The sequence below is a fragment of the Sulfitobacter sp. M13 genome (genome assembly GCF_053474885.1).
The window spans coordinates 49,490-74,437 of the sequence record NZ_JBRKBN010000005.1; the positions used below are offsets into that span (position 1 = coordinate 49,490).

Annotated in this window: 21 protein-coding genes, 2 pseudogenes and 1 other annotated feature; of the genes and pseudogenes, 8 read left to right on the plus strand and 15 right to left on the minus strand. The window is 54.5% G+C overall.

Features of this window, described 5'->3' with window-relative positions; translation table 11 throughout:
• Positions 1–6 precede the first annotated feature (6 nt).
• The 3 genes from ACVBAU_RS18100 to ACVBAU_RS18110 form a co-directional block, all read right to left on the minus strand.
• Positions 7–1,332, minus strand: a complete 1,326-nt coding sequence (locus ACVBAU_RS18100; RefSeq protein ID WP_339912681.1) for a TRAP transporter large permease — start codon at positions 1,330–1,332, stop codon at positions 7–9.
• On the minus strand, positions 1,332–1,907 hold the full coding sequence (locus ACVBAU_RS18105; RefSeq protein WP_448329749.1) for a TRAP transporter small permease subunit: 576 nt from the start codon (positions 1,905–1,907) through the stop codon (positions 1,332–1,334). Before ACVBAU_RS18105 ends, ACVBAU_RS18100 begins: the two co-directional genes overlap by 1 nt.
• A 61-nt stretch (positions 1,908–1,968) precedes the next feature.
• Positions 1,969–2,991 (minus strand): TRAP transporter substrate-binding protein, encoded by a 1,023-nt coding sequence (locus ACVBAU_RS18110; RefSeq protein WP_448329750.1) that lies wholly within the window; start codon positions 2,989–2,991, stop codon positions 1,969–1,971.
• A gap of 118 nt (positions 2,992–3,109) precedes the next feature.
• Here ACVBAU_RS18110 and gntR point away from each other — a divergent pair, with 118 nt between their 5' ends.
• The 4 genes and pseudogenes from gntR (at position 3,110) to ACVBAU_RS18130 (ending at position 7,173) form a co-directional block, all read left to right on the plus strand.
• Complete coding sequence (gntR, locus tag ACVBAU_RS18115; protein WP_448329751.1) at positions 3,110–4,135, plus strand: HTH-type transcriptional regulator GntR; 1,026 nt, start codon at positions 3,110–3,112, stop codon at positions 4,133–4,135.
• Between the two features lie 499 nt (positions 4,136–4,634).
• Positions 4,635–4,874 (plus strand): hypothetical protein, encoded by a 240-nt coding sequence (locus ACVBAU_RS18120; RefSeq protein WP_448329752.1) that lies wholly within the window; start codon positions 4,635–4,637, stop codon positions 4,872–4,874.
• Positions 4,875–4,923: 49 nt separating this feature from the next.
• Positions 4,924–6,226 (plus strand): annotated as a pseudogene (locus ACVBAU_RS18125) (IS3 family transposase).
• Positions 5,221–5,344: a sequence feature (AL1L pseudoknot), on the plus strand. It overlaps the preceding pseudogene by 124 nt.
• A 728-nt stretch (positions 6,227–6,954) precedes the next feature.
• On the plus strand, positions 6,955–7,173 hold the full coding sequence (locus ACVBAU_RS18130) for a DUF6500 family protein (protein ID WP_448329753.1): 219 nt from the start codon (positions 6,955–6,957) through the stop codon (positions 7,171–7,173).
• On the opposite strand, the gene ACVBAU_RS18135 is transcribed toward ACVBAU_RS18130, so the two are convergent.
• The 5 genes from ACVBAU_RS18135 to ACVBAU_RS18155 all read right to left on the minus strand — a co-directional run bounded on the left by ACVBAU_RS18135 (position 7,157) and on the right by ACVBAU_RS18155 (position 10,564).
• A complete protein-coding gene (locus ACVBAU_RS18135; RefSeq protein ID WP_448329754.1) occupies positions 7,157–7,327 on the minus strand; it encodes a hypothetical protein in 171 nt (56 codons plus the stop codon). The genes ACVBAU_RS18130 and ACVBAU_RS18135 overlap by 17 nt on opposite strands.
• Positions 7,328–7,516: 189 nt before the next feature.
• Positions 7,517–7,645, minus strand: coding sequence for a hypothetical protein (locus tag ACVBAU_RS18140; RefSeq protein WP_448329755.1), 129 nt, complete (start codon positions 7,643–7,645; stop codon positions 7,517–7,519).
• A 108-nt stretch (positions 7,646–7,753) separates the two neighbouring features.
• Positions 7,754–8,575, minus strand: a complete 822-nt coding sequence (locus tag ACVBAU_RS18145; protein ID WP_448329756.1) for a phosphocholine cytidylyltransferase family protein — start codon at positions 8,573–8,575, stop codon at positions 7,754–7,756.
• A 34-nt stretch (positions 8,576–8,609) separates the two neighbouring features.
• The gene (locus ACVBAU_RS18150) at positions 8,610–9,377 is read right to left on the minus strand and encodes a CDP-alcohol phosphatidyltransferase family protein (protein ID WP_448329757.1); all 768 of its coding nucleotides are present in this window, start codon (positions 9,375–9,377) and stop codon (positions 8,610–8,612) included.
• On the minus strand, positions 9,374–10,564 hold the full coding sequence (locus ACVBAU_RS18155; protein ID WP_448329758.1) for a pyridoxal-phosphate-dependent aminotransferase family protein: 1,191 nt from the start codon (positions 10,562–10,564) through the stop codon (positions 9,374–9,376). The genes ACVBAU_RS18150 and ACVBAU_RS18155 overlap by 4 nt, the downstream gene beginning before the upstream one ends.
• A 626-nt stretch (positions 10,565–11,190) precedes the next feature.
• Between ACVBAU_RS18155 and ACVBAU_RS18160 the strand changes: the two genes are divergently transcribed.
• Positions 11,191–12,027, plus strand: coding sequence for a TIGR01459 family HAD-type hydrolase (locus ACVBAU_RS18160; RefSeq protein ID WP_448329759.1), 837 nt, complete (start codon positions 11,191–11,193; stop codon positions 12,025–12,027).
• 631 nt (positions 12,028–12,658) lie between these two features.
• On the plus strand, positions 12,659–13,993 hold the full coding sequence (locus ACVBAU_RS18165) for a hypothetical protein (RefSeq protein ID WP_448329760.1): 1,335 nt from the start codon (positions 12,659–12,661) through the stop codon (positions 13,991–13,993).
• Between the two features lie 102 nt (positions 13,994–14,095).
• Here ACVBAU_RS18165 and tnpC (ACVBAU_RS18170) read toward each other — a convergent pair whose 3' ends face one another.
• From tnpC (ACVBAU_RS18170) to tnpA, 3 genes are read right to left on the minus strand one after another with little or no spacing between them, the layout of a single operon-like run.
• Complete coding sequence (gene tnpC, locus ACVBAU_RS18170; RefSeq protein WP_237271760.1) at positions 14,096–15,655, minus strand: IS66 family transposase; 1,560 nt, start codon at positions 15,653–15,655, stop codon at positions 14,096–14,098.
• Positions 15,656–15,709: 54 nt separating this feature from the next.
• Positions 15,710–16,063, minus strand: a complete 354-nt coding sequence (tnpB, locus tag ACVBAU_RS18175; RefSeq protein ID WP_067629907.1) for an IS66 family insertion sequence element accessory protein TnpB — start codon at positions 16,061–16,063, stop codon at positions 15,710–15,712.
• Positions 16,060–16,491: an IS66-like element accessory protein TnpA gene (gene tnpA, locus ACVBAU_RS18180; protein ID WP_067629910.1), complete on the minus strand. Its 432-nt coding sequence runs from the start codon at positions 16,489–16,491 to the stop codon at positions 16,060–16,062. Before tnpA ends, tnpB begins: the two co-directional genes overlap by 4 nt.
• A gap of 153 nt (positions 16,492–16,644) precedes the next feature.
• Between tnpA and ACVBAU_RS18185 the strand changes: the two genes are divergently transcribed.
• Positions 16,645–17,996, plus strand: a protein-coding gene (locus ACVBAU_RS18185) for an IS3 family transposase (protein WP_448329761.1) whose coding sequence is annotated in 2 segments (ribosomal slippage) — positions 16,645–16,981 and positions 16,981–17,996 — 1,353 coding nt in all. Because the reading frame shifts where the segments join, the coding sequence is not laid out codon by codon here.
• A gap of 296 nt (positions 17,997–18,292) precedes the next feature.
• Here the strand turns inward: ACVBAU_RS18185 and tnpC (ACVBAU_RS18190) are convergent.
• Positions 18,293–19,089: pseudogene (gene tnpC, locus ACVBAU_RS18190) on the minus strand (IS66 family transposase); the annotation flags it as partial.
• Between the two features lie 1,292 nt (positions 19,090–20,381).
• Here tnpC (ACVBAU_RS18190) and ACVBAU_RS18195 point away from each other — a divergent pair.
• Positions 20,382–20,990 carry a hypothetical protein gene (locus ACVBAU_RS18195; RefSeq protein ID WP_448329762.1) on the plus strand — a complete coding sequence of 203 codons (609 nt, stop codon included), beginning with the start codon at positions 20,382–20,384 and terminating at the stop codon, positions 20,988–20,990.
• Between the two features lie 161 nt (positions 20,991–21,151).
• Here ACVBAU_RS18195 and ACVBAU_RS18200 read toward each other — a convergent pair whose 3' ends face one another.
• The 3 genes from ACVBAU_RS18200 to ACVBAU_RS18210 form a co-directional block, all read right to left on the minus strand.
• The gene (locus ACVBAU_RS18200; protein ID WP_448329763.1) at positions 21,152–23,428 is read right to left on the minus strand and encodes an AAA family ATPase; all 2,277 of its coding nucleotides are present in this window, start codon (positions 23,426–23,428) and stop codon (positions 21,152–21,154) included.
• Between the two features lie 14 nt (positions 23,429–23,442).
• Positions 23,443–24,000 carry a group I intron-associated PD-(D/E)XK endonuclease gene (locus ACVBAU_RS18205; RefSeq protein ID WP_448329764.1) on the minus strand — a complete coding sequence of 186 codons (558 nt, stop codon included), beginning with the start codon at positions 23,998–24,000 and terminating at the stop codon, positions 23,443–23,445.
• Positions 24,001–24,087: 87 nt separating this feature from the next.
• Positions 24,088–24,561 carry a hypothetical protein gene (locus tag ACVBAU_RS18210; RefSeq protein WP_448329765.1) on the minus strand — a complete coding sequence of 158 codons (474 nt, stop codon included), beginning with the start codon at positions 24,559–24,561 and terminating at the stop codon, positions 24,088–24,090.
• Between the last annotated feature and the right edge of the window lie 387 nt (positions 24,562–24,948).

A 24,948-nucleotide genomic window follows, 5' to 3' on the forward strand; every position in this document is an offset into this window, starting at 1 on the left:
CGTCTTTCAGCGGCCGGTCACGCCAGGGAAGGCAATGAGAATACCAAGCGCAAGGATTTGAAGGGCAATAAAGGGAAGAAGGGAGCGGAAGATCTCTCCCAAAGAGATATCGGGCGGGGTCACCGACTTCAGATAGAAAGCAGCTGGACCAAAGGGCGGCGACAGGAAGCTGACTTGCATGTTCATCGCGAAGACGACACCGAACCACACAGGATCAAGGCCAAGATCGCGGATTATCGGGACAAAGATTGGCATGGTCAGCAGTGCAATCCCGACCCAATCCAGGAACATGCCAAGGACAAAGAGGATCGCCATCATGAACAAGACAATCACGGTGGGGTTGTCGGACACGCCGGTGATCAAGTTCGAGACGAAGGTGATGCCTCCCATCAGGTTAAAGACCCCGACCAACGCCGAAGCACCGATCCCGATCCAAACGATCATCCCGACGGTCGCTAGGGTCCGTTTAGCGGCGCCCACCATCAGCTCGGTAGTGAATTCGCCGCGGATAATCGTGGACAGTGTGACGCCGATGACCCCGATGGCAGAGGCTTCGGTGACAGAGGCAATGCCGCCGTAGATCGATCCCAGTACAAAGATCACCACGATAATCGGCAAGATCAAGCCTTTGAGCAGACGTATTTTTTCCGCAGTCGTCGTTTCGTCCGGTTCCGGGATCGGTGCAATGTCAGGGTTCATATAGGCCCGCACCAGCACGTAAATGATATAGAAGCTTGCCAGCATCAGGCCGGGCAGGAAAGACGCGGTGAACAGATCCCCGATAGAGACTGACGCCGTCAGGCCATAGATGATCAACACAATGGACGGGGGCACCATTGTACCTAATGCGCCGCCCGCACAACAGACGCCGATGGCCAGTCGCCGGTCATATCCAAGCCGCAACATCTGGGGCAGCGCCAGCAGCCCCAGCAGAACGACTTCGCCCCCGATGATGCCGGACATCGCCGCCAGCACCACGGCGACCAGCAAGGTTTGGATCGCAATGCCGCCCCTCAGACGGCCACCGACGACGCGCATCGCGTCAAACAGATCACGTGCAATGCCAGATCGATCAAGGATCGCCGCCATCAATACGAACATCGGCACGGACACGAAAACGAAGGAATTGACGAAGCTGAAGATCCGGCTGGTAATCAATGGCACAGCCATCGGACCGAACCATCCGAGTGCAAAGATCAGCGCCACCAGTAGGGTCACGAAAGCCAGCGGCATGCCTGTGATCAGCAGCAGGAACAAGGCGACGAACATCGCGCCTGTCGCCACTTCGATCCCCATGGCCTTAAAGTCGAACAGCGCTGTAAGAAGGTCCATCACCGGTCCTGTTTTGTCATGTAGTTAAAAGCAAGCACAGCGAACTGCACAGCCATAACCACGAGAATTGTAAAGAGAAAAATTTTAAGCATCCCCGGTGTGGGCGGGTCCCATGCGCTGCCGCTGCTCTCTAGCCGTATCGCGCCGGTTGGCGTCCAGACCGCACGCACAAGGCTTTGCCATGCGGCCCAGCCGAAGAAGGCTGTTGCCACAAGGCAAACCAGCGAAATCACCACGTTAAAAATGCGCCGCCACGGGGCTGACAGGTAATCATAGATCAGGACCACACGGATATGCGCATCCCGCGACACCACATAAAGCCCACCGTAAACAAAAGCGGTGGCGTTCAGGAAAATCACCGTCTCATGGGCCCAAATCGTTGGCGCATTGAAAACGTAGCGCAAGACCACCTCGATCCCGAGGATCGCGGCAGAGGCGAGGATGGCAAAGGCAAAAATAATACCGATGCGGTCAATGCCGCGCCCTAACAGCCCAGCCTCGGGGATCGCCCCCTTGGGTGCGTCAATATCCACAGGTGCGCTTACCGCGCTGTTGGGATCGATCCTGTCTTGCATATGCCCCTCCCGAGCGATCACCCCTCCGGACAGTCCGGAAGGGTGCTTTTAGTTAGGCCGCTTACTGAAGCAGCCCGTTTTTTTCGAGGTAGGCGATCAGCGTGTCATAGACCTTGCGCGATGCGTCGGATGCTTCTGCCGCCTTTTCCCATTCGGTCTTGGCAAAGGCGCGGAACTTGGCGCGCTCTGCATCGGACCAATTATGCACGGTGATATCGGCGTTGGCTTCAGCTTCTTTTACCGCGGCCATGTCGCTCTCAGCCAAAGTCGACACCTGTAGCTGCCGGAAGTCTTTTACGGAGTCCACCAGTGCAATCTGGATATCCTCAGGCATCGAATCCCATACACCTTTGTTGATCGAAACTTCGACCAACGGCATAGAGTGGAAGCCGGGATATACCGGATGGTTTGCCACGTCATGCATGCCTTGCGCGTGGTTGGTTGAAAAGACGGTATAATCCGCCGCGTCGATCACGCCCTTATCAAGCGAAGTGAACACCTCGGAGCCAGGCAAGTTGACCGGAGACGCGCCCGCCGCGGCAAAGACTTTCTGCACCATACCTTCGGGCGCGCGCATTTTCAGCCCCTTCAGATCGTCCACACCGTCCAGCGGCACCTTCGACAGAAATGCCTCGAGACCGGGGGTCGTCGCGCCGATGAAATGCAAACCGTAGGGTTCAAGCATTTCGTTCATCAGCTCATTGCCGCCGCCGTTCTCCATAAAGTCGAACATCTGCTGCGGGTCTGACCATGCCCCGACCGGATTGGCAATCAGACCAAACGCCGGCTCTTTGCCGGCGAAATACGAGGTGTCGGTCACGTGGCCATCAATAATGCCAGCCGCCACGGCATCCTGAGATTCAGTATGTGCGACGATTGTTTCAACGGGCAGCAGATCGACTTCGACGCGACCATCGGTTTTGGCTGCCACGTCTTTGGCCCATTCTTGTTGGAGCAAGAAGTTGGCATTGCCCGCCGGATCGGATGACTGGAACTTGAGCGAAAAATCTTGTGCGGCAGCGACACCGGTCAGCCCGGCGCTGACAAGTGCGGTTGCGGCCAGAAGCCTAGCGGTAAAGCGCATGTGTTTATCCTCCCTAAAAAGTCGTGACCGTTAACAGTGACGATGAGCGGACGCTAATGACAGCGCTGTCATCTGTCAACTATTCACAAAGACCTACGCGTGTGATACGTTTCATCGCATGGAAAAGTATAATAACTACAAGAGGGTTACGTTGAACGAGGTCGCAGCTGAGGCTGGTGTCAGCGCTATCACAGTATCGCGGACGATTCGCTCACCCGACATGGTTTCGGCCGGCGTGCGAAAGAAGGTTCAGGCCGCGATCGAACTGCTAGGGTATGTGCCGGATCAAGCCGCTTCGGCGCTCGCGTCCGAGCGGACAAATGTGGTGGGGTTACTGGTCCCATCGCTGACCAACTCGGTATTTTCTGACGTCTTGCGAGGCGTTTACGATGTGGTCGACGGGTCAGGCTTGTCGGTACAAATTGGTAATTTCCGTTACAGCCCCAGCAAAGAAGAAAACCTTTTGCGCACCTTCCTGCGTCAGCGCCCTGCCGGGCTGATTGTGGCAGGGATCGACCAAACCGAAGCAGCGCGCGCGCTGCTCAAGACCGCCCCCTGTCCTGTTGTGCAGATTATGGACGTGTCGGATTCTCCGATTGATCTCATGATCGGGTTCTCACACTACGATGGTGCGGTCGAAGGCACGCGGCACTTGATCGATGCGGGGTACAAAAAGCCCGGATTTCTGGGTGCGCGAATGGACCCGCGCTCGCAGGCGCGCCTTGCGGGTTTCACAGCGGAAGCGCAGGGGCGCGGGGTTTACGATTCGAACCGTATAATCACGACGATCCACCCGTCCTCGGTCGGTATGGGCGGGCAACTGCTAAGCGATCTTCTTGCGCAAGCGCCAGACACCGATGCAGTATTTTGCAACAACGACGACCTCGCCGCCGGCGCGCTGTTCGAGGCTGAACGCCGTCGCATCAACGTTCCCAAGGACTTGGGTATTTGCGGATTTAACGATCTCGAAATGTCGCGGCATCTCAACCCCGGCATAACCTCTGTAGCGACGCCGCGCTATGAGGTCGGCACAGGAGCAATGGCCTTGCTACGGGACGCAATCGCTGACCGCGCGGCCATCCGTACGCCTCACATCCGGCTAGGCGTGGAGCTGATAAAGCGCGGATCGACAAAACGGAGGTGAAATTCCCGAAAAGCGCGAGATCGGACATATGCTGGCCACTAGGCAAGATGCTAATAAGCCCCATTAATCTGTAACTACGGAATTTCCCAGGCATTAGCAGACGAGCAGCCTGGCATTCTGCTCTAATACTACTTCCTCCAAGGTGATCTTGAAGCACAATTCGAAGCCGTCGTTGACAATTTCGACCGTCGCTGGTTCGACGACATAAAACTAGCGCCAAGCAGGAACCACAATATGTAGAGACAGCTTTCAAATGGTACAAATCATCCTGAGTCAGTCTCCTGTAAAACGCGGATCAATAATGGGCCACAGAAGCGGCTGCGCATCGCAGTTGTAGCGGAGTAAAATTCCGCCAGTTTGTGTCCTTCGTTTAGTCGGAGGGCGGGAGATGTATTCTGGGGATATTTATAATCGTGTGCGCCGTGCCTGCTTGAAGGACGGCATGTCAGCTTGAGAAGCGGCGCGTTATTTCAATAAGGATCGCAAGACGATCGCGAAGATGCTCCGCCATGAGCTGCCGCCCGGATATCAGCGTTCAGAACCCCCGCGTCGGCCAACGCTTGATAATTACGTTGGTGTCATCGACGAAATACTGCGCTCCGACAAAGCCTTGATCAAAAAACAGCGTCACACGTCGAAGCGCATTTTTGAACGACTGCGTGATGAGTATGGGTATGCAGGCAGCCTCACGACGGTGACGTATTACGTGCGTGAGCAAAAGCGGCGCACCAGAGAATGAAGTGCCCCGAGTTTGTCGGAGACCATCAACTTAAGTAAGGATGATGGTTATGACAAAAAGAAAAATGGCAAATCGCTACTCGCCTGAGGTCCGCGCACGTGCGGTCCGGATGGTGTTTGAGCATCAAGGTTCATACGAAACGCAGGCGGGCGCGATTGCGGCCATTGCACCCAAGATCGGCTGTATTCCCCAAACCTTGAGCGGATGGGTCAAGCAGGCTGAGAAGGACAGCGGCATGCGCGACGGAGTGACAACCGAAGAGCGTGATCGCATCAAGACGCTGGAACGGGAAAACCGTGAACTGCGCAAGGCGTCAGCTTATTTTGCGCCCACTCTCACACATACAAGCATGTGTTGCCGTGCAGCGGGACGGAACTCGTCCGCCCACTGAAGCGATGATCGTCTTCATTGAGGATCAGCGCGTTGTCTACGGCGTCGAGTCGATCTGCAGGGTCCTGCCGATCGCGCCGTCCATTGCCCGGCAGGCGATTGCGTAGCAATCTGCCGAGAGGGGACATATTACCACCGCGTGGTATGCCTCGCTGATCCGTCCAAAGCTTCGGCGCGTCACCAGCGTGACCGAGCGCTTTGCCCGGAGATCCAGCGGGTCTGGGATGAGAATTACGAGGTCTACGGCGTCCCTAAGGCATGGCATCAACTGAAGCGCGAGGGCTTTGAACTGGCGCGCTGCACGGTGGAGCGACTGATGAAACAGATCGGCATCCGTGGTGCGGTGCGTGGAAAGGTTGTCAAAACAACGATCCCGGACACATCTGCCCCCTGTCCGCGTGACAAGGTGAACCGGATCTTCAGGGCACCTGCGCCGAACCTGCTCTGGCTCAGCGATTTTACCTACGTGTCAACCACTGCCCGGCAGGGCATTGCGAAGCAATGTCACGATAGGGGTGGCAGGGTTTTGTCTATATGGCTTTTGTTATCGACACATTCGCTGATCGCATTGTCTGATGGCGGGTCTCCCGGTCTGCCAAAACTGACTTTATTCTCCCCTATCGTGCATTGCCGCACAATGCCCTGCCGGGCAGTGGGCGGGCAATATTTATCCATTCGCTATACCAAGCGTTTGGCCGAAGCAGGCATTGAACCATCGGTCGGCAGCATCGGGGATTCCTACGACAACGCCCTAGCTGAAACTATAAATGGTCACTAAAAAAACCGAACTGGTCCACCGCCAGGGTCCATGTCGCAACATGCAGGACCTGGAAATGGCCACCCTTGGCTGGGTCGATTGGTTCAACAACCGGCGTCTGCTTGGCCCCATCAGAAATATCCCGCCAGCCGAGGCCGAAGAGAACTTCTATGCACAGCGTGACGTGCTCGATCTGGTCGCGTGAAATGAAGCTATAGGTCTCCGGTAAATCCGGGGCGGGTCAGTTCGCGGCCTTCGACAGGTCTGCGGATAGCAATCACCCCCTGCCACTACTCAGTTGACGAGTCATACAAATATCAAGCTGCTATTAGGAGCGGGATTGCCGCTACCTATTTCATATGTGTTATATGTCACGGTAGGCTGACTAAGTTGCGAAATACATTTTTGTCATGAAAACAAGCTGAATGGACTCAGAAGATCTCCAGGGAAGAGCTCGCCAAAGGCGCCAGGGAACTGAATAATAATCTGCCGGCGGTCTTCGCGACCGGCGGCGTCCAGGTAGCCTCTGCTGCAGACCTGGGAAACTGCAAAGTTTTGTCTAAGCCCTTTCCCGACACCGATTTGCTGGCCGCGATAGAAACTGTAGTACCTAAAAAAACCGCACTTCTGAGATGTAATTTTCTCTGCTTAGCCTCCGCTGGCGGGATGTTTCCGATGGGACCAAGCAGATGCCGGTTGTTGAAACAATCGCCCCAGCCGAGGGGGGGGCCATTTCCAGATCCTGCATGTTGCGCTGGAATGACAGCCGCAGAACTGATCCGGTCGTCGTAACACCTACCTTGTGTGAAACCTGTCTCAACGAATGGCAGTTTCGGAGGCAGCTCACACCGACCAAATATCCCAAGTTGCGGCTTTCGTCAGTTCGCCTTATGTTCCAATGGATCATTTATTCCCTAAGAGGCCGCAAACAGTATGAGAGAAACCTTAAGACACAAGGCGGTCGCGGTCTGTAATGACAAGATCGCCAAAAAAGGAGAGACCGTAGGTCTTTCTTTCTACGCGTTTTTTGCCAACAGAAATGACGATCCAGCGTTGCTTATGGAAGCCGCCGAATGGTGGATCAAAACGCACGAACTGGATCACTTTGAGAAAGCGGTGAAAATTCGAGGTATGATCATTTCGGGTGTTTGACCAACGGTGACTTTGCCCGCTTAGCGGACCAACTTAATATACGAACACCCCCCTTTTCTTTTGCAGTTTCGGGGATGATCAGACCGCCGGAAATCTTTTCCTCTTCTTCAATACTGCGCACCAAGACACGGTCATGTAAGTGGCTGAATTTCATGGAAATGCTTCTTTCAAAGGTTTCCGAGGTAAGGGTGGCACGCTTAGACTCTACTGGCACTCGCCATACCCGAGTGCCAGTATTAGTGAGGCGGTTGCGCTGACAGACCACTGCAATAGGGCCACGAACGATATTTCTTCGGTATTTTTCATTCCAAAGATCAGTTCCCTTGCTCTTGATCCCGGAGAGTTACTTCACCATCTTACCAGAAATCGAAAGCGCAGATTTTCCGGCATTAGAATTCGCAGTTGCAGAAACTTTCGGCTTCTCTTGTTTTGGTTTCTTCGCCTCTTTCTTGCTGTTTTTACCTTTAGCCATTGTCTGTCCTTCCAAAATGCAGCGATCTGGTGCCGTTGTGGCAGCAGCTTGACTGCTATCGTCCACCCGTTGCCCTGTCGAGCGGGGGATGGTGTTGACTTGATGGAGCTACGCCAGCGTGCCTGTTTTCTCAGCAGCCTCGTCGATCGTCCTTTGTTGCGCACGCGAAATGGTTGAGATCGGCGTTCCAAATATCGCATTTGCTGCAGCGTAATCCTGCGCCGTATCAATCTCTGTCCAGTTCAAACCGGTGATATCGAGCGCACGAAAGGCTGTTCCTTTCACCACCAACCGTTCATAGGCGGCCTCGTAGTAATCCTGAAAATGGTTTCTGCTCTCCATCATTTCAGTAAGTTCAGCAAAGAGCGACGGGCCTGTCTTGGCACTGATTTTCTCAATCCCGATCGATTCACCCATAGCCAATTTGGGATCAACCGATTTGCCTACTTCAAGGATCTGCATCTGGTCGTCGGTGATGACTTTGACTTCTTCGTCCTCAAGCGCGATGTTTTGATCAATGCACAAGACGTTTTGATGTTCACTATCAATAAGTTGGCGTAAAATTTTCACATCAAACACCACGTCCGCGTCGAACTTGATAAAGTCGGCAGTGCCAATAGCTTTCGAGGCCAACATAAGGGAATAGCCTGTGTTGGTCTCGCGGTAACGCTCGTTGATTACATAGGTGACGCGAATGCCTCGGAATGTCTTGTCGACGAACTGCTTGATCTCGTCCGAGCGATGCCCCAGCACCAATACGAACTGTGATATGCCGCAACTCAGACAATTTCGGAGCATCCGTTCCAGAATAACGGAACCGCCGACGGACAACAGGCTTTTCGGGCAGTTGTCGGTTAAAGGGCTGAGCCGCGAGCCGATGCCTGCGGCCAGAATGACTGCCATAGGCGGGCGATTGATTTCATTTTTCATTTCTGATGTCCTTTATAAGGCGAGATGTGGGGTGCTATTTTTGAAGGGCCAATTTCAGGTTTTCCCCGATGTTCTTGCCTCTTTGCCATGACTTGAAGATGCCCCAGAACAGCTGGCTGGCCGCAAAAACCCAAAGCACTGGGACGATTTGATCAAAAATCAGCGCTGCTGAGAGCATGAAGATGAACACACCTTCATCGAATGCGAGAACTTTGCGTTGTTCGCGCAGAAACCACTCAAAGTTGGCACGTGGGCCAAAGCCCAAACCCGCCAATTTTTCCACCTTTTTCGAACTCGCCATGTTCATCGGATAATCTGAGTCACAGGCCGTTTCGATTTCGAGTGCCACGTATTTGGCATATCCACGCAACCCGTAGAACGCGATGCCGATCATAGCGAGGAATACAGGTACAACGCTCTCGGTCTGAGCATAAGCGGCGTATCCGACGGCCCCGAACCACAACCCAACCTGCACCTGATCGGTCAGGCGATCATAATAACTACCTTGCGGTGAGGACACGCGTCGGTAGCGTGCCATTTGTCCGTCCATGCAATCGAGGATGTGGCTGAGATGGATCAAGAGTGCAGCGGCAATGAAACAAGCAGTACCACCGACAAGAATCCCAACGGTCGCCAACACTGCCACCACAAAAGAGGCCGCCGTGATCCGGTTCGGGGTGATCCAACGCGCTTCCACAGCCCCATAATTGGCGAGAATGGCCAGCGGTGACGTAACAAACGACGACCACCATTCATCATCGCGGGTTTTTGTGGCCCAAAGTTGTGTCAACTTGCCTGTCATGACACCACCTTTTCTTGTAAACGTTTTGGCATCGGCAGCATAACTAAAGTTGCGCCTGTAGGCCTTACAGGTGCGACGAGTTCAGCCGCTTCGGCTTGCAACGCCAGCAATACGTCTTTGAGCGCGGCCAAAAAGAAGCGAATGTCGTAGTCGGACAACTCTCCGATGTTGCCGACCTGAAAGACCTTGCCCGCAAAGCACCCTTTGCCTTCGTAGATGATGATGGATTTCTCACGCAATCTGTCGCGGAGATCGCGCACAGAAATCGACGGCGGCACCCGTACAGTGGTCAGGATCGAACACATGTCCGCCTCCTCGATTAGGAAATCGAGGTTCAGCCTGCGCATGCCGACACGAAGCAGGTTAGCTCGGGCCTTGATGCGTGCATAGCGTTTCATGACGCCTTCGCGCAGGATGTCCGTGAGTGCTTGCTCCAGTGCAAAGAACAGTGGAACAGCGGGGGTATTAGGTGTCTGAGTGTGGTGTTTCAGGAAGGCATAGAATGTAGCCAAGTTCAGGTAGGTCGTCTTTGCCGCATGGCGCTTCAGCCTTTTGAAATGTTTTTTCCGTCCAACGACAAAGGACAGACCGGGATAAGAGCCGATGGCCTTGGAACTGGAGCTGGACACAAAAGCGATATTGCACGCCTCCATATCAATCACTTCAGCGCCGACGGAACTGACACCGTCGACCACGAACAACGCGCCGGCCTCTTTGCAGATGGCACCGACCTCGGCCAACGGGTTCAGCATCCCTGAACAGGTCTCATGATGGACCATCGCAACAACGTCGATCCTGTGCGTCGACAGATAGGCGGCAACTTGGGCTGGATCGAATTCCGTGCCCCAGGGCATCTCAATCAGATGGGTGTGTTTGTTGTGGATCCGCGATGTTTTATGCAGGCGCCCCCCAAATTCACCGTTCGATAGGATCAGAATAGCACCCTTGCCCACGACAGAAGACAAGATTGCCTCGTTGGCCGCCGTGCCGGAACCCGTAATCACCACTGCTCGATACCGGGCTCGGTTTCTGATCTGAAACAGCGAGATTAGTTTATGTTCGATGCTACTCAGAAGGGCATCGAAATCAGGTTCGCGATGGCAGATATCTTCTTTACAGATCGCCGCGCGCAATGTTTCGGCCACATTCACGGGGCCAGGTGTGAACAGTAGATACTTGTCTAACATTAGTCATACTCCAACAGCACCAAGACAGGATCTTGGAGCCGTCACACCCATGATACGTCCGCGCGCGAGGGTCAGGCGGGGACATCGAGAGGGCATAAATCGAGTTCGAAGGCGCAGCCCAAAAGAGAGCTATCGTTGTGTTGTCCAAAAATTGAACGCTTATAGAAAAAATTCCAAAACGCCTGATCCCGGCAATAAGTGCGGATCAAGCATGTCCAACGTGCTGAAAATCAGCGTCAGAACAGTATCGAAGCAATGTCGAAGGTCCCCAACGCGACCCTGATGGGATGGTGTTGGAATTTGACCGGAAACATCCGGTAGCAATTTTCAGGCATCCTGGTCTGCTTAGGTTGACCTTAGAGAAAAAGATCGCGCGCGTTGATGGAGCGCCTGAGGAATAAGCCGTATGGAGAAATCGGAAAGATAGCAAGGAGTAGATGCGACCGTGCGCTTCCGCATATCGCGCCCCCTACCAAAGAACACCTATTTCGGAGACATGCGTTTTGTCAGGTCCCATGAAGGTGGTGCTTGACCCTGGGTGCCATGAAACTTACCCCATCTTACTCATGGTACACAACCGTCACCCTTTGGACTCATCAGTCAGACTTACGCCGCTCAGTGAACTTGTGGATCACTACGACGGCCTTTTGTGTGACATCTGGGGCGTTATTCACAACGGCGGGGCTGCCTTCAATGATGCCGTCGATGCGCTCTGCAGAACACGTGCGGGTGGTCGTTTTGTCATTTTGATCACCAATGCGCCGCGACTATCCAAAGACATCTATCCGCAATTGGCGCGTTTTGGCGTTCCGCGTGAAGCGTTTGATACCATCATTACATCAGGCGACGTCACCGCACATTTGGTTGCAAACCAACCAGACCTTCCGCTGTTTCACTTTGGTCCGGCACGGGATCAGTCCATTTTGGAGGGTTTGGCGAACCCTATTGTAGGCATATCAGACGCCAAACTGTGCCTGCTAACCGGGCCATTAGATGACACGATCGAAACTGTCGATATTTACCACAGTCTTCTTAAAGAGATGCGCGACAACGCTGTCGAGATGATTTGCGCAAATCCCGACTTGGTAGTTCGAAGTGGCAAACGCATGGTCATCTGTGCTGGTTCCATTGCGCAATACTACAGGCAACTGGGCGGCACTGTTGCCTTTGCCGGAAAACCGAAGCCGGCAATCTATCGCGAGTCGCTGAAAAGAGCCGCTACTCTGATGGGGCGAGATGCCCTAAAGGGCAGATTGCTGGCCATAGGTGATGGGTTGCCAACTGATATCAAAGGTGCCGCTGACAACGGCTTTGATGCATATTTCGTTGCGGGTGGCATTCATGCAAAAGAGTTTGGCCCGTTGAACGTCGCGGACAATGCGGTGAAAGCTGTGAGTAACATCAAGAACAGATTTATCGGACTTAACCTTGTCGGGGTTTGCGACCAGTTGGTTTGGAACTGAACAAACTGGATGCTACTCACCAAAACTTCATTCGTATCTTTGGTAACCGTGTTTCGTTTCCGAGCATGAGAAAGATCCTATCGTGACGCAGAAAGTTTAAGCCGCCAAAATGCCGCAGGATCCCCGAATTACATCACTGCAAAAGCTGCAGCACAGCGTTGAAGACGTTGGCGAATGGCCGGTTTGGGCGGCGATCTCAACCGGTCGACACAATGGGCGGAAACCGGACTTTCATTGCGCCCGCAAACAAAAATGATCCACCTGAATAAAGCAGACTCTCGGGGTTGCGACGCGACATTTTTCGGGTGCAGGCGCGGCGAAGGACTGGTTCGAGCCGATGCTCATCAGTGACGATCTGCACAGCGAACTTGCGCCTTGGGTCTACAAAGCCAGTATGCAGCTTGTCAGCAGATTCATGAACTCACTCCGCGAAAGACTAAGCGCTGCCTGCCACCACGCGGAATGCGTCAGAGTGATCGGCGGGGGGTGGTGCGTTTGATGCCAGTCCCCGACGAGGCCCCCCGCGTGTCGGGAACCGACGCACCCCAGGGGTTCGGAACCTCCACCCGCCTGACGCGTTGCAGCCCTATACAGTTTTAAGAAATCGGCTCGGCCGGAGGGGGATTTTCGCGTGGCGGAGAACAAAAGCTCAACTTGGGATGTAAAGACAATCGGGGTCGCCGCGGCGGCTGTCGTGGGGTGGAGCGCCGCCATATACGCATTCACCGACAATGCAGAACTCCAGAAGCAGACCGACCGCACCATCTCGCGCCTGCAAAGCGACATCATCACGCAGCAGGAAGCAGCCGGAAGCGTCGAGGAGTTGCAGGCGGAGCTCGCATCGCTGGAACCGGAGATCCAGTCCCTGCAGGAACAGCACGACGGCATCCAGTCAGACATCGATACATTGCAGCCGAAGCTCGACGAATTGAACGTGCAGCAGACCTCCATCGAGGAAACGGTGGCGGAGAAGCAGCAGCAAAATAATGAGCTGGAGCAGCAGATTTCGTCGACGCGCGAAGAAATGGCCAGCTTTGAATCCCGCAAGGTCGACATCCAAAGTGAAATCGACTCCCAGACGCAGGAGTTGACCGACATAAATGCCCGGGTCGAGGAAGCTCGGGCGCGTGAGGCCGAAGTTCAGGAAAGCCTCGCAACACTTAGCGAGGACAACGCGCGGCTCGCCGAAGAAGTCTCCACCGCCGAAAGCGAGCTCCAGTCTCTGACGGCGCTGGAAACGAATTTGAGAGACGAGGTCGCAACGCTGGAAAGCAGTCTGAACGACATGCAGGCCCGGCAGACGGAGCTTGAGCAGAGTGTCGCCAGCCTAACCGAGCGGAAGACCGCCCTGGAAACCGATGTCGCTGACGCCCAAGAGCAGCGAAACGAAATCCAGAAAATTGTAACGGACCTTACCAGCAATGTAGAAGAACGCTCCAACAAGCTGTTGGAGATTGAAGAGCGAATCTCAGCCGCGGGAAACGATCAGAGTTCTTCTGCGGGCGGCAACGACAGCAAAGGGTCAGAAGATAGTCATTCGGGGGCCGAACCATCCGCCACGCGCGAGATACAAGGCACGCAGGAGAATACTGGCAACGGCGAGGATCTGGACGCTTCCAAAGCGGAATCTTCAAATTCAAACTCCTCCCGGCCGTCCGCCGCGGAGAACGAAGGAGAGGGCACGTCGTCCGACGCCGAAGGTGAGGAAGGTGAGGACGTATCCGAGACCGACAGCGACATTAACGACAGCGCCGACTTGGTAGATTCGTTACAGGAATCCGGCGGCGACCCATCCGACGACCCGTCAGAGGCGGATAGTCAAAATGCAGAATCCTCCGGACCATCATCGAAAGATAGGGCGCAGAGAGCGACATCGAGCAGCGATCAGCAGACTGACGCAGCGACCGATGGCGCGTCGAGTGATACGTCCGTGATCGAGGGCAACGCGTCTGACACGTCATCGTAGACGGAGGCGGAAAACCAGAACGCCGAAGGCGAATCTGCTGGTTCTGATTGTCTGACGTCAGCGCCTATGGGTCGTAAGCGTTCTCAGGAGGGCACTGTCGGGTCAGCTTGACGTCTTGAAGTTCCACGGGAGCAGATCGTCGATGCCGCTTTGTGGGTGACCATTGGCGATCGCTGTGAGGGTTGCCTTGAGATAGGCGAAGGGCTCGATGCCGTTGATCTTGCAGGTCTCGATCAGTGAGGCGATGCGGCCCCAGGCGATACCACCCTCGTCATGCCCAGCGAAGAGGGCGTTTTTCCGATTGAGGGTGATGGGGCGGATCAGGTTTTCGACGCGGTTGTTGTCGATCTCGACGCGCCCATCGGCCAAGAAGGTCTGCAGTCCGTCCCAGTGATTGTGGATGTAAGTCAGCTTTTCACCCAGCCGGGATTTGGTGGAGATCTTGCGGCGCTCAGCCTCCAGCCATTCACCGAATGCTGCGACCAGCGGGGCACTGCGGGCCTGACGGGCAGACAATCGCTGGCCGGAGGAGATGCCACGAATGTCAGCTTCGACGGTATAGATTTCGGCGATGCGGCGCAGGCCTTCGGCGGCGATCTCTGAGCCATCTCGGTCAAAGACTTCCTTCAGCTTGCGGCGCGCATGCGCCCAGCAATGGGCCACCCGAATGGGGGCACCGCCCTTGCGCGTGGGTTTGGTCAGCCGATTATAGCCCTGATAGCCGTCGATCTGCAGGATGCCGTCGAAGCCTGTCAGGAAGGTTTCGGCATTCGCGCCCGCCCGACCGGGGGCATAGAAGTAAACCACACCGGGCGGATCTTCACCGCCCCATGGTCGGTCATCGCGGGCCAGTGCCCAGAGATAGCCAGTTTTGGTTTTACCGCGCCCCGGATCCAGCACCGGGGCCGTGGTTTCGTCCATGAACAGTTTGTCGGATCGTTTCAGGTGTTCGGCCAGCCGGTCGACGACGGGCTTGAGGTGGAAGGCCGCCTTGCCGACCCAGTCCGCCAGCACAGCGCGGTGCAGATCAAGACCCGCACGCGCCAGGATCTGGCTTTGGCGGTATAATGGCAGATGATCCGCATACTTGCTGACCAGCACATGGGCGATGGTGGCCTCGGTCGGCAGGGCACCTATGATCAGATGCGATGGTGCGGGAGCCTGGGTCACGCCGTCGGTGCAGGTCCGGCAGGCGTATTTCGGGCGGACGGTGACAATGACGCGCAACTGCGCCGGCACGATGTCCAGCCGCTCACTGCGGTCTTCCCCGATCTTGTGCATAACGCCGCAGCCGCAAGGGCAGCTCAGGCTGTCAGGTTCGATGACTTCTTGGATGCGCGGCAGTGCGGCCGGTAGATTGCCGATGGTGCGCTTTGGCGCAGATTTGGTTGTCGTCTTGTCACCTGTCTGAGCGGCCAGTTGGTCCTTCTGCACCTCGACCTCAGCCAGGGCGATGGACAGATCCTCGAACGCCAGCTGCCGCTCATCCTCGGTCAGCTTTTCCGACCGTTTGCCATGTAGGGCATGGTTCAGCTCCGCAATCAGGTGCTCTTGCCGTTGGGTGATTTCCGTAAGCGCCGCTACCTTTTCCATCAACGCCAAAACCGCCGCACGCTGCGCAGCAGGGATGGTGGATAGGTCAATGGCGGGTGTCGTGATCATGCCATCAGGATACGATAAAACCCCATTAAAAACACACAAAAGACAGCGGTTGATTCACTCTGCCGCAGCAGGTGGGCGCATCTCCAGAGCCTTGACCTTGCGCCAGTCCAGACCGGCAAACAGGGCCTCGAACTGGGCGTGGTTCAGCGCCATCATCCCGTCCTTGATCGCCGGCCAGGTGAAGGTCGCTTCTTCCAGCCGCTTATAAGCCATCACCAATCCGGTGCCGTCCCAATACAAAAGCTTCAGCCGATCCGCCCGGCGCGAGCGGAACACAAAAACCGTGCCGGTGAACGGATCCTTGCGCAGCACCGACGACACGATCGACGCCAGACCATCATGACCTTTCCTGAAGTCCACAGGCTGCGTCGAGACCAGAACCCGCACACGGTTTGATGGGAACATCATGGCTGACCCTCGATTGCCCGCACGATCTCGGCAACCCGGGACGAACTGGTCGTGCCATCGAGCCGGACTGTCACACGACCAATCCCAATCTCGATGGAGGTATGGGATGACTCGTCAGGCTTCGCGGACCGCCCCGCAACGGCCGACATATGCGCACCGCCGCCACCATCCGAGACTACGAGTGGCGCAAAACTAAAGGCGTCGTCATCGCCCGCAGGTAAAACCAACCGGCCATCGCGTGCTTGACTCCGCCATTCCGATAAATGGTTCGCCCGAAGCCCATACCGCGCCGCAACTGCATTCACGCTCACGCCCGGCTGCAAACTCTCAGCCACGATCCGTGCTTTGACCTCATTGGGCCACCGCTTCTGGCCATTGGCCCGTATCTCCACCCCGTAGTCCCTGAGAAACTCTACCGTAGTCGCCATCGCGAAACTCCCGCCCAATATCCGTCAGAAACGGAGTCGCAGCTCAGGCGAAAACTGGGAAGGTGCTGTCCAGGCAACGCTTACTATGGGTCCAAATAGCGGTATTTGATAAGAGAGTGCTCTTTGCTCATCGTAACCACTGAGGAGTGGAAGATGAGACAGACAACTGGAACAGGTAAAAGCCCTGGCGAGAAGATCGTCAAAGATATCAAACGGGCCACCCGCAAGCATTATTCATCAGAAGAGAAGATCAGGATTGTGCTGGATGGCTTGCGTGGCGAGGACAGCATAGCTGAACTTTGCCGCCGTGAAGGAATATCTCAAGGCATCTACTACAAATGGTCCAAGGACTTCATGGAAGCTGGCAAACGGCGTCTGGCGGGCGATACGGCACGTGTGGCAAACACTGATGAGGTGAAGGAACTGCGCCGTGAAGCGCGTGATTTGAAAGAGGTCGTGGCGGAGCAAACGCTCGAACTGCGGCTTCTCAAAAAAAGCATCTTCGACGGTGGGGGCGACCCCGAATGAGATACCCTGCATCTGAGAAGTTAGAGATCATCCGTCTGGTCGAAGAAAGCCACCTGTCGGCGCGTCGAACGCTGGCCAAATTGGGCATCCCCCGCACCACATTCTATCACTGGTATGACCGGTATCTACAGCGTGGTGAGGCTGGACTGCAGGATCAATCTCCCAAGCCAAAGCATGTCTGGAACCGCATTCCTGACGAAGTGCGGCGCAAGGTCGTCAAGCTGGCGCTGAAAGAGACGGAGTTGTCGCCACGAGAACTGGCCGTAACGTTCACAGATACAGAAAGCTACTTTGTATCAGAGGCTTCGACGTATCGGATCTTGAAGGCGCACGATCTGATCACCAGTCCCGCCTTCATCGTGATTAACGCGGCCAGCGAGTTCAAAGACAAGACGACGGCCATCAACCAGCTTTGGCAGACCGACTTCACCTATCTGAAGATCATCGGCTGGGGCTGGTTCTATCTCAGCACAATCCTCGATGATTACAGCCGCTATATCATCTCGTGGAAGCTTTGCACGAACATGCGGGCTGAGGATGTCACCGACACGTTGGACTTGGCTTTGGCGGCGTCGGGATGTGACCAGGTTCACGTCCTCCACAAGCCACGACTGCTGAGCGACAACGGATCCAGCTATGTCTCTGGCGAGCTGGCTGAATGGTTGCAGGACAAGGGGATGAAGCACTCGCGCGGTGCGCCGTATCATCCGCAAACCCAAGGTAAGATCGAACGTTGGCATCAAACACTGAAGAACCGCATCTTGTTGGAGAATTACTTCCTGCCAGGTGATCTCGAAGCCCAGATCGAAGCCTTCGTCGATCACTACAACCACCGGCGCTACCATGAGAGCTTGAACAACGTAACGCCGTCCGACGTTTACTTCGGAAGTGACAAAGCCATTCTAAAACAAAGGGAAAGGATCAAACGAAAGACACTCGAAGCACGGCGCTTGCATCACAGACAACGCGCCGCATAATCAAACCAACCAGATGAGCTGAACTCTCTCTTAGGTTAAGTTGCCATTGGTTCCAAAAACCCTGACGACGGACACATGCTTTAACTAGTTGTGTGTATGGTTATCGAGGTAAGGCGGCCGAATAGGCAGCCAAGTTTCCCGCCGAATAGGCGGCTTAACTCACTATGTCGACCGCCGAATAGGCGGAAGAAGCCCGGCCCCTGATGGGGCCGGGTTTTTTGATTTTAGAGATATGATGGGACGCATATAAGCGATCCCTAGAGGCCACTGTCGGGTCAGCTTGACGTCTTGCAGTTTCATGGAAACAGGTCGTCGATGCCGCTTTGTGGGTGATCATTGGTAATCGCTGTGAGGGTTGCCTTGACATAGGCGAAGGGCTCGACGCCGTTGATCTTGCAGGTTTCGATCAGTGAGGCGATGCGGCCCCATGCGATGCCGCCTTCGTCATGACCGGCGAAGATCGCATTTTTCCAATTGAGGGTGATGGGGCGGATCAGGTTTTCGACGCGGTTGTTATCGATCTCGACACGCGCATCGGCCAGGAAGGCCTGCAGCCCGTCCCAGTGATTATGGATGTAGTTCAGCTTTTCACCCAGCCGAGACTTGGCGGAGATCTTGAGGCGTCCAGCCTGGAGCCAATCGCCGAAGGCCGCGACCAGTGGAGCACCGCGGGTCTGGCGGGCCGACAGACGTTGGCCGGGGGAGATGCCACGGATATCGGCTTCGACGGCATAGAGCTCGGCAATGCGGCGCAGGCCTTAGGCGGCGATTCCTGAGCCATGCGGTCAAAGACTTCCTTCAGCTTGCGGCGGGCATGGGCCCAGCAATGGGCCACCCGAATGGGGGCACCGCCCTTGCGCGTGGGTTTGGTCAGCCGGTTATAGCCCTGATAGCCGTCGCCCTGCAGGATGCCGTCGAAGCCTGTCAGGAAGGTTTTGGCATTCGCGCGCGCCCGTCCAGGGGCATAGAAGTAAACCACACCGGGCGGATCTTCACCGCCCCATGGTCGGTCATCGCGGGCCAGCGCCCAGAGATAGCCAGTTTTGGTTTTACCGCGCCCCGGATCCAGCACCGGGGCGGTGGTTTCGTCGAGTACCCGGCAGGCGATTGTGCAGCAGAGATGACAAGATTGCCTCCAGACCATCATGACCTTTCCCGAAGTCCACAAGCTGTGTCGAGGCCAGTACCCGCAAAACGTAATTTTTTATGAAACCTTTTAGTACTATAACAATTTGAGCAATTCGAAAATAAATTCGCATTGCTCAAATTCGTTTTTAATATAAGAGATTTTCATGAACGAAACTATAAACCAATTAATTAATACAACGGCCTTAAGTCTGGCATATTCCTCCCGCGAGATCACCGCCGCGATGGAATTCCATCTCCGTAAAACACGTAGGTCTAACCCCCCTGGCACTTGGGATAGCGCCGGTAGATTTTACGCTGCGGAGCGCACTGATGCGGTCGAAATGTGTCGTGCCCCATCCAGGGCCTATCCGTATTCACAAATGACTGCGGCACGCACGGCAGCCCACTGTGCGGAGCTCCAAGATGCTGATTGCGTAACGTATGTTCGCCGCATTGCACTAGCTATTGGGAGGCTGGAGAAGGGAGAAAGCGAAGAATCTATTCGCAAACTACTTCTACCAGGTGTTAAGAGTCGAAAGGCGAGATGTTGCCTTGAAAGCGAACTTTCTGAGTAAATTTGATAATACCCCAGCATTTATTGCAAGTACTGGGGTATTTACGACCGAATGCACTTTTTCACGTTCGTCTGTCTCAAGCCAAAAATTGTCAGACAAAGCATCTACAAATCTAGGATGCCTCAGATGCCAGTGCATGGCTAAACGTCTGCAGCTGAATACAGCCCGTAACCATGCACTCAGCGGCCGATCCGCTGCCGTCGCCTTACCCCGTTGACGGCTACGCTTATAGGCTATTCGTCAAACACACGCATGGCGGGGGTCAGAGTGAGCGTCAGACGTGTCGCCACAACGAGCCCCTCACAATAGCGCACAGCGGTTTGGTACAATATACGGCCGAAGGCGCACCCAAGACGATCTCGCGCATTAAGAAATCCAGGTCGGCTCATAGCATCATCGATACCAGTCCACCCGTCAGTCTGCACCATCTCTCTTCAAGCTAGCACTTGGTTCGCGCGTTGAAGTTGACCAAACCCATTTATCGATAGCACCCCTTTAGCCGGTGGATATATCTCTCAAGCTGAATTTATGAGAATTAAATATAAATATTAACCGCTGCATCTATTCCAAAATACTTTCATCATGTTTTAAACATCTTCGTGTATATCATTTTTGAGAAAGCCAGAGATATACAATATATTTTCTGGAATTCCAAGTTAATGCTATTATAGGAGAAAAGCATATGAAAAAGTCGACGATTATTACAAGCTCTAAAGTAAATAACCAAAAGATCAAATTAGACTTGCAAATACAATCGATCACAATGGGTATTAAAAGGGCCGAACAATCCAGCCGCTGGCTGGAAAACTGGCAGTCTGAGAAACTAGCGGGTCTTAATGCTGAGTTGAGGACTAAGGAGCTTGAGAAGGCCCAGCTCGAACAATCAATTCTGTCAGGATTGATCTCGGTGCTCGCTTTGGTGAACGGAAGAGCGCAAGCATACACTATATGCGCCGAAATGCTCATTGACCTGGCCCACGAGTTTGAAGGCACAATGGAAGACCGCGGCATTCCCGTCAAAAACAGAGCTGGGGCTGAAGCGCGCTATCGTCCGGCTGGAAAATCGGTAGCGCATTCGCCGATGGGTCGAAGTATCACGACCTATGTCGTCATGCGCCGGGTACACGACGGCTGGCGGCTCATTCGCGCAGAACGCGACTATTGCTATGACAATCAACGTGAGTTCATGCAGGTCGTCGTACGACCTTGTGCGCATGAAAATATGATCCGGCACGCCACACGTAACTTCAGCGTCTGGGATGAAACCCCGACTGATGAGTTGATGGCATGATGCATACACGCATGCCGCTGCAGAACCTCAGCCTGGAAGCGCCCTATTCGGCACGACCAAATAGGCTTTCCGAGAATACTGTCGAAGCAACAGTAATTGCGGCGTCACGTGTTTGGCAGGGGCCGTCTGGGTCCCTGCCAATAGCGAGGTGTCGGAAGCATTCATGAGCTGGCTATGAGGAATTCCGAGGGCATCCCGTTATCATCGGTCGGCGCGTTAAAAGACACGATTTTTGAGAGGCTTAGAAGATCCATCCGGGTCAGCTCTTTCCGTTGCACAAGTTCAGCAGCGATGTTTTTAAGCATATCTATGTTATCTTTGAGCAAGGCCCGTACTGCCGTTTCTGCTTCTTGCAAATGTGCCTCAATCCGCTGCTGCGTCTTGAGTGGTAGCTTTCGAAAATCCATTTGGCTTACATCCTGCCAGGCCAAGCCGGACTCGCCGAACGACCAGTTAAGTTCCATCTGAGCGGCAAGAACCGTTGCTTGCGCGAGGTCGCTTGCGGGGCCCACGCCCGCGCCGTTGCTCACCTCACCCAAGACCAGCCTTTCAGCTGCGCGGCCAGCAAGGCACATTCTGAGTTTTGCCTTTGCTAGCCGAGACGTCATTGTGGCCAGAGGAGCTGGCTCGACCCGCCCTCCCGTTGCCGTCACCCAAACTCCCAAAGGGGTGGGTAAGGGTGACAACAGAGCTGATAGAAGATGCCCTGCTTCGTGGATCGCAACACGGTGCAACAGCGCTGTGTCCAGTGCCGGCGCAATTTGATCGGTCGCCGCGTCTAAATGGCGTTGCGCCAAGAGCAGATGATCCATCCGCGCTCTGCTGAGCGCATCGCGAACAAGTGCTTCTGCGGTGGCACCAGGCTCGCCGAGGATGCGCTCTGCAATTGCGCTCAGGTTCAGAGCCGCATTGTTTGCGGATCCCAATTTGCGCGCAAGAATTGCCTCGAGCCCAGAACGGTCAGGTAACGGAATCTCCACTTTCAGATCAAACCGCCCGCTGCGAAGAACTGCAGGGTCGACAATGTCTAAATGGTTGGTTGCACCTAACAGAATGAGGCCTGCGACCTCCGCGGCATGATTAATCTGTTCAAGCAGACCGTTGACCACCCCCCGCAGATAGCCGTCATTTAGCCTTTTTGAGGAGCGATCGGAAAAGCTGTCGATTTCGTCAATGAACAAAACCGCCGGCGCTTGTTGGGCGGCGCGCTCGAATGCCGCCCCAAGGGCAGCAAGCATGTCACCTTGATGCCCATGCCTTTGGCAATCAGAATACGACGTAGTGATCAAAGGAATCCCGGCGCTTCCGGCGAAGGCGTTCGCTAGCATCGTCTTTCCCGTGCCCGGTGGGCCATAAAAGATTGCACTTCTGGTTACATCCGACCAAGCCGCCCTGCCCTCCCGCCAGGCATCCATATCGCCAAGCATCCGTTTCAGCGGTGGCATTGCGTCGCCAAGTCCTTCCACATCACCCAGAGTAATGCGCGGCCCACTGTTCTGAACCGCCACAATCTGTGAAATACGGTCAGCGACACGGAGTGTCGTCATTTCTTCGAAAGCGGCAGCGATTTGTATTGGCTCAAATCGTCTAAGTGCGTCGGCATCTGGCAGTCGTTTCAGTAACTCGTCTTCGGCAAGCTGACCGGTATTACTATGTGTGAACCGCAATGTCTCAATTATTGCGTTCGCTGAGATGTCAGGACAGCGAAAGCTCTGATACACTAGGCTTTCTTGCTCCGCGTATAGCTGACGTTTCGTATTACACACCGCCACAACAGGCGCTCGGCGCATCAGACTTTTCTCGATCGCCTGTCGGAACTTGGAAAGCGAGCGCTTATGCTCACTCGCTACAATATCGGAGCCGCTATTATAGATATGACAAGCTACCTTCTGCCCTGTCGGACAGGGTTGATCTTCCTGCCAATGTGCCAGCACCTCTGCAGAAACGCTTTCAAGCTGAGCCCGCATCTGAGGGGATGGGCAGAGCATCAGAGTAAGTCCCCCCGGGCGGGAAACCTGCTCAAGCGCATGTTGATCCTTAATCGTGGCGCACACTAGAATGATGGCGAGAACAGCTGCAGGACGTGGCCGGATCTCCCAGAGCGGTGAGATCTCTAAGTCAGTGCATGCAAAAGGGTCATTACCATCAGCAAAACACCGCTCGATTTCACTGGGCGTCATGGTTCCCGCGACAGAAGCCCCTTCATTACCGTCGGGTTTGCGCCGTACGTCATGTTCAAAAACCCGGCGGACCGGCGGTTTTAGCAAATCGATAGATGCTTCGCCGTCGGCTTCACGATCGTCATAATCACAAAAACGCTCGGCATTCGATCTCCACTCAGAAAGTGCGCTCTCGCAGAGCGCTGCGACAGTAGTCCGCGCCAGATCCGCAGAAAATGCGGTCGGAAACAGCGGTGATTTTTGTAGGAATTCGCTCATACTATTCGCCCCCCTCAATAGCAAAACGGCATTAGGCCGGCGGGAGCTGGGGGCATCTGATCAACGCCTAAATCTGAGAGCGCAGTTTCAAAACTCGCGCCCGGACGTTGCCTTAGGGCCGCAACTTCTTCGACACCAATGGACTGTGAACGGCGGCGATCCGCGGTGAATTTAACCACGTTTTCTGACAAGCAAACGAGCGCTAGCAGATCAAAGTCATTCTCGGAATACCGCCGAACACCAGCGGGTGATCGGTGGTACCCACGGGAAACGTTGAAATTGAAGCAACCGCCCCGTGGACGCGTTACTGTTTTGACTTGAACGCGAAGGACGCCTTGTTCAAGAAATACAACGCAATCGAAAGGTGAATGCTCTGCAACTCCAACACTTTGCAGTCCCAGACTTAAGAATACGCTTTCAACAAGCAATTCACCTGCACGCCCGAACTGTTTGCCATGATATCGACGCGTATCGGTATCAACGTCGGGGAACTTCAGTAGGTCTTGATGAGGGGTGGTCAAAGGGCGGTTAAACACCTCTTCGAGCCCGACCAAGGTCGGTTGATGTGTCATTTTTATATCCTTGAATAGCAATAGATAGCCCTGCCAGCCGCCTATGCGGTACTGGCCAAGGGCAAAAATTATGGAAAGGTTCGAGGCTTATGCGTCGGGCGTGAAGCCGAGATTGTTTCCCGGCTCATCGGCCTCTGCGCGCTCGGCCATCTGCTCTAGACAGAGCTCTGCTTCTTCAAGCATGAAATAAATCCGAGCCGAGGCTGCAGATTGCATGATTTGCGCGAGTTTAACCTGCGCCGCTTCCAACTCGATCAGGGATCGGGACCGAATAGCGCGGTGGATCACCCCCGCCGCCCGACACAGTAGTTTATCAGCCGGCTTGCGGGTGCGGAATGTGGCTAGCATAGTCGCGTCTTCCGCCAAACCTTCCCAAACGGTGTGGGACTCGCAGTGCCAGTCGAACCCATCTGGCCAGTCAGTATCGTCAAAGAAAACTTCTTCATCGAGCGTCGATTGCATATTGCTGACGAGGCGTTCGAACATAAGAGATTGTGGCGAGACCGCAAAATTTTGGCCTGTCGCTTGGTCAATTGGATCGTTAAAATAGTCTTTAGGCATAATGATCTCCTGTTTAGATCGTTGTGTTAGAGCGAGGTGAGGGTTGCCGCCCTTGCCTCGCTTGCATTATTATGATACCATTATATCAATATGTCAACCTATTATTAAAGGAACTATTGCAAAATGGTTAAAAAAGGACGCCCTCCTGTCGATTCATCTGGGATTATGCTCAGGCTCCATAACGATATCATAAAAAAAATAGACGGGTTTCGGAAAGAAGAAGACGATCTGCCAACACGGCCTGAAATGATCCGTCGAATGATACGGGATTGGATCGACGATAAGGAAAATATGAAATAATAATATGATTATGGAAAATATGAAATTATATCTCTGCTGGGTTCGACAGCAGGGGCTTGATACGCGATGAATAATTAGGTGGCGGGT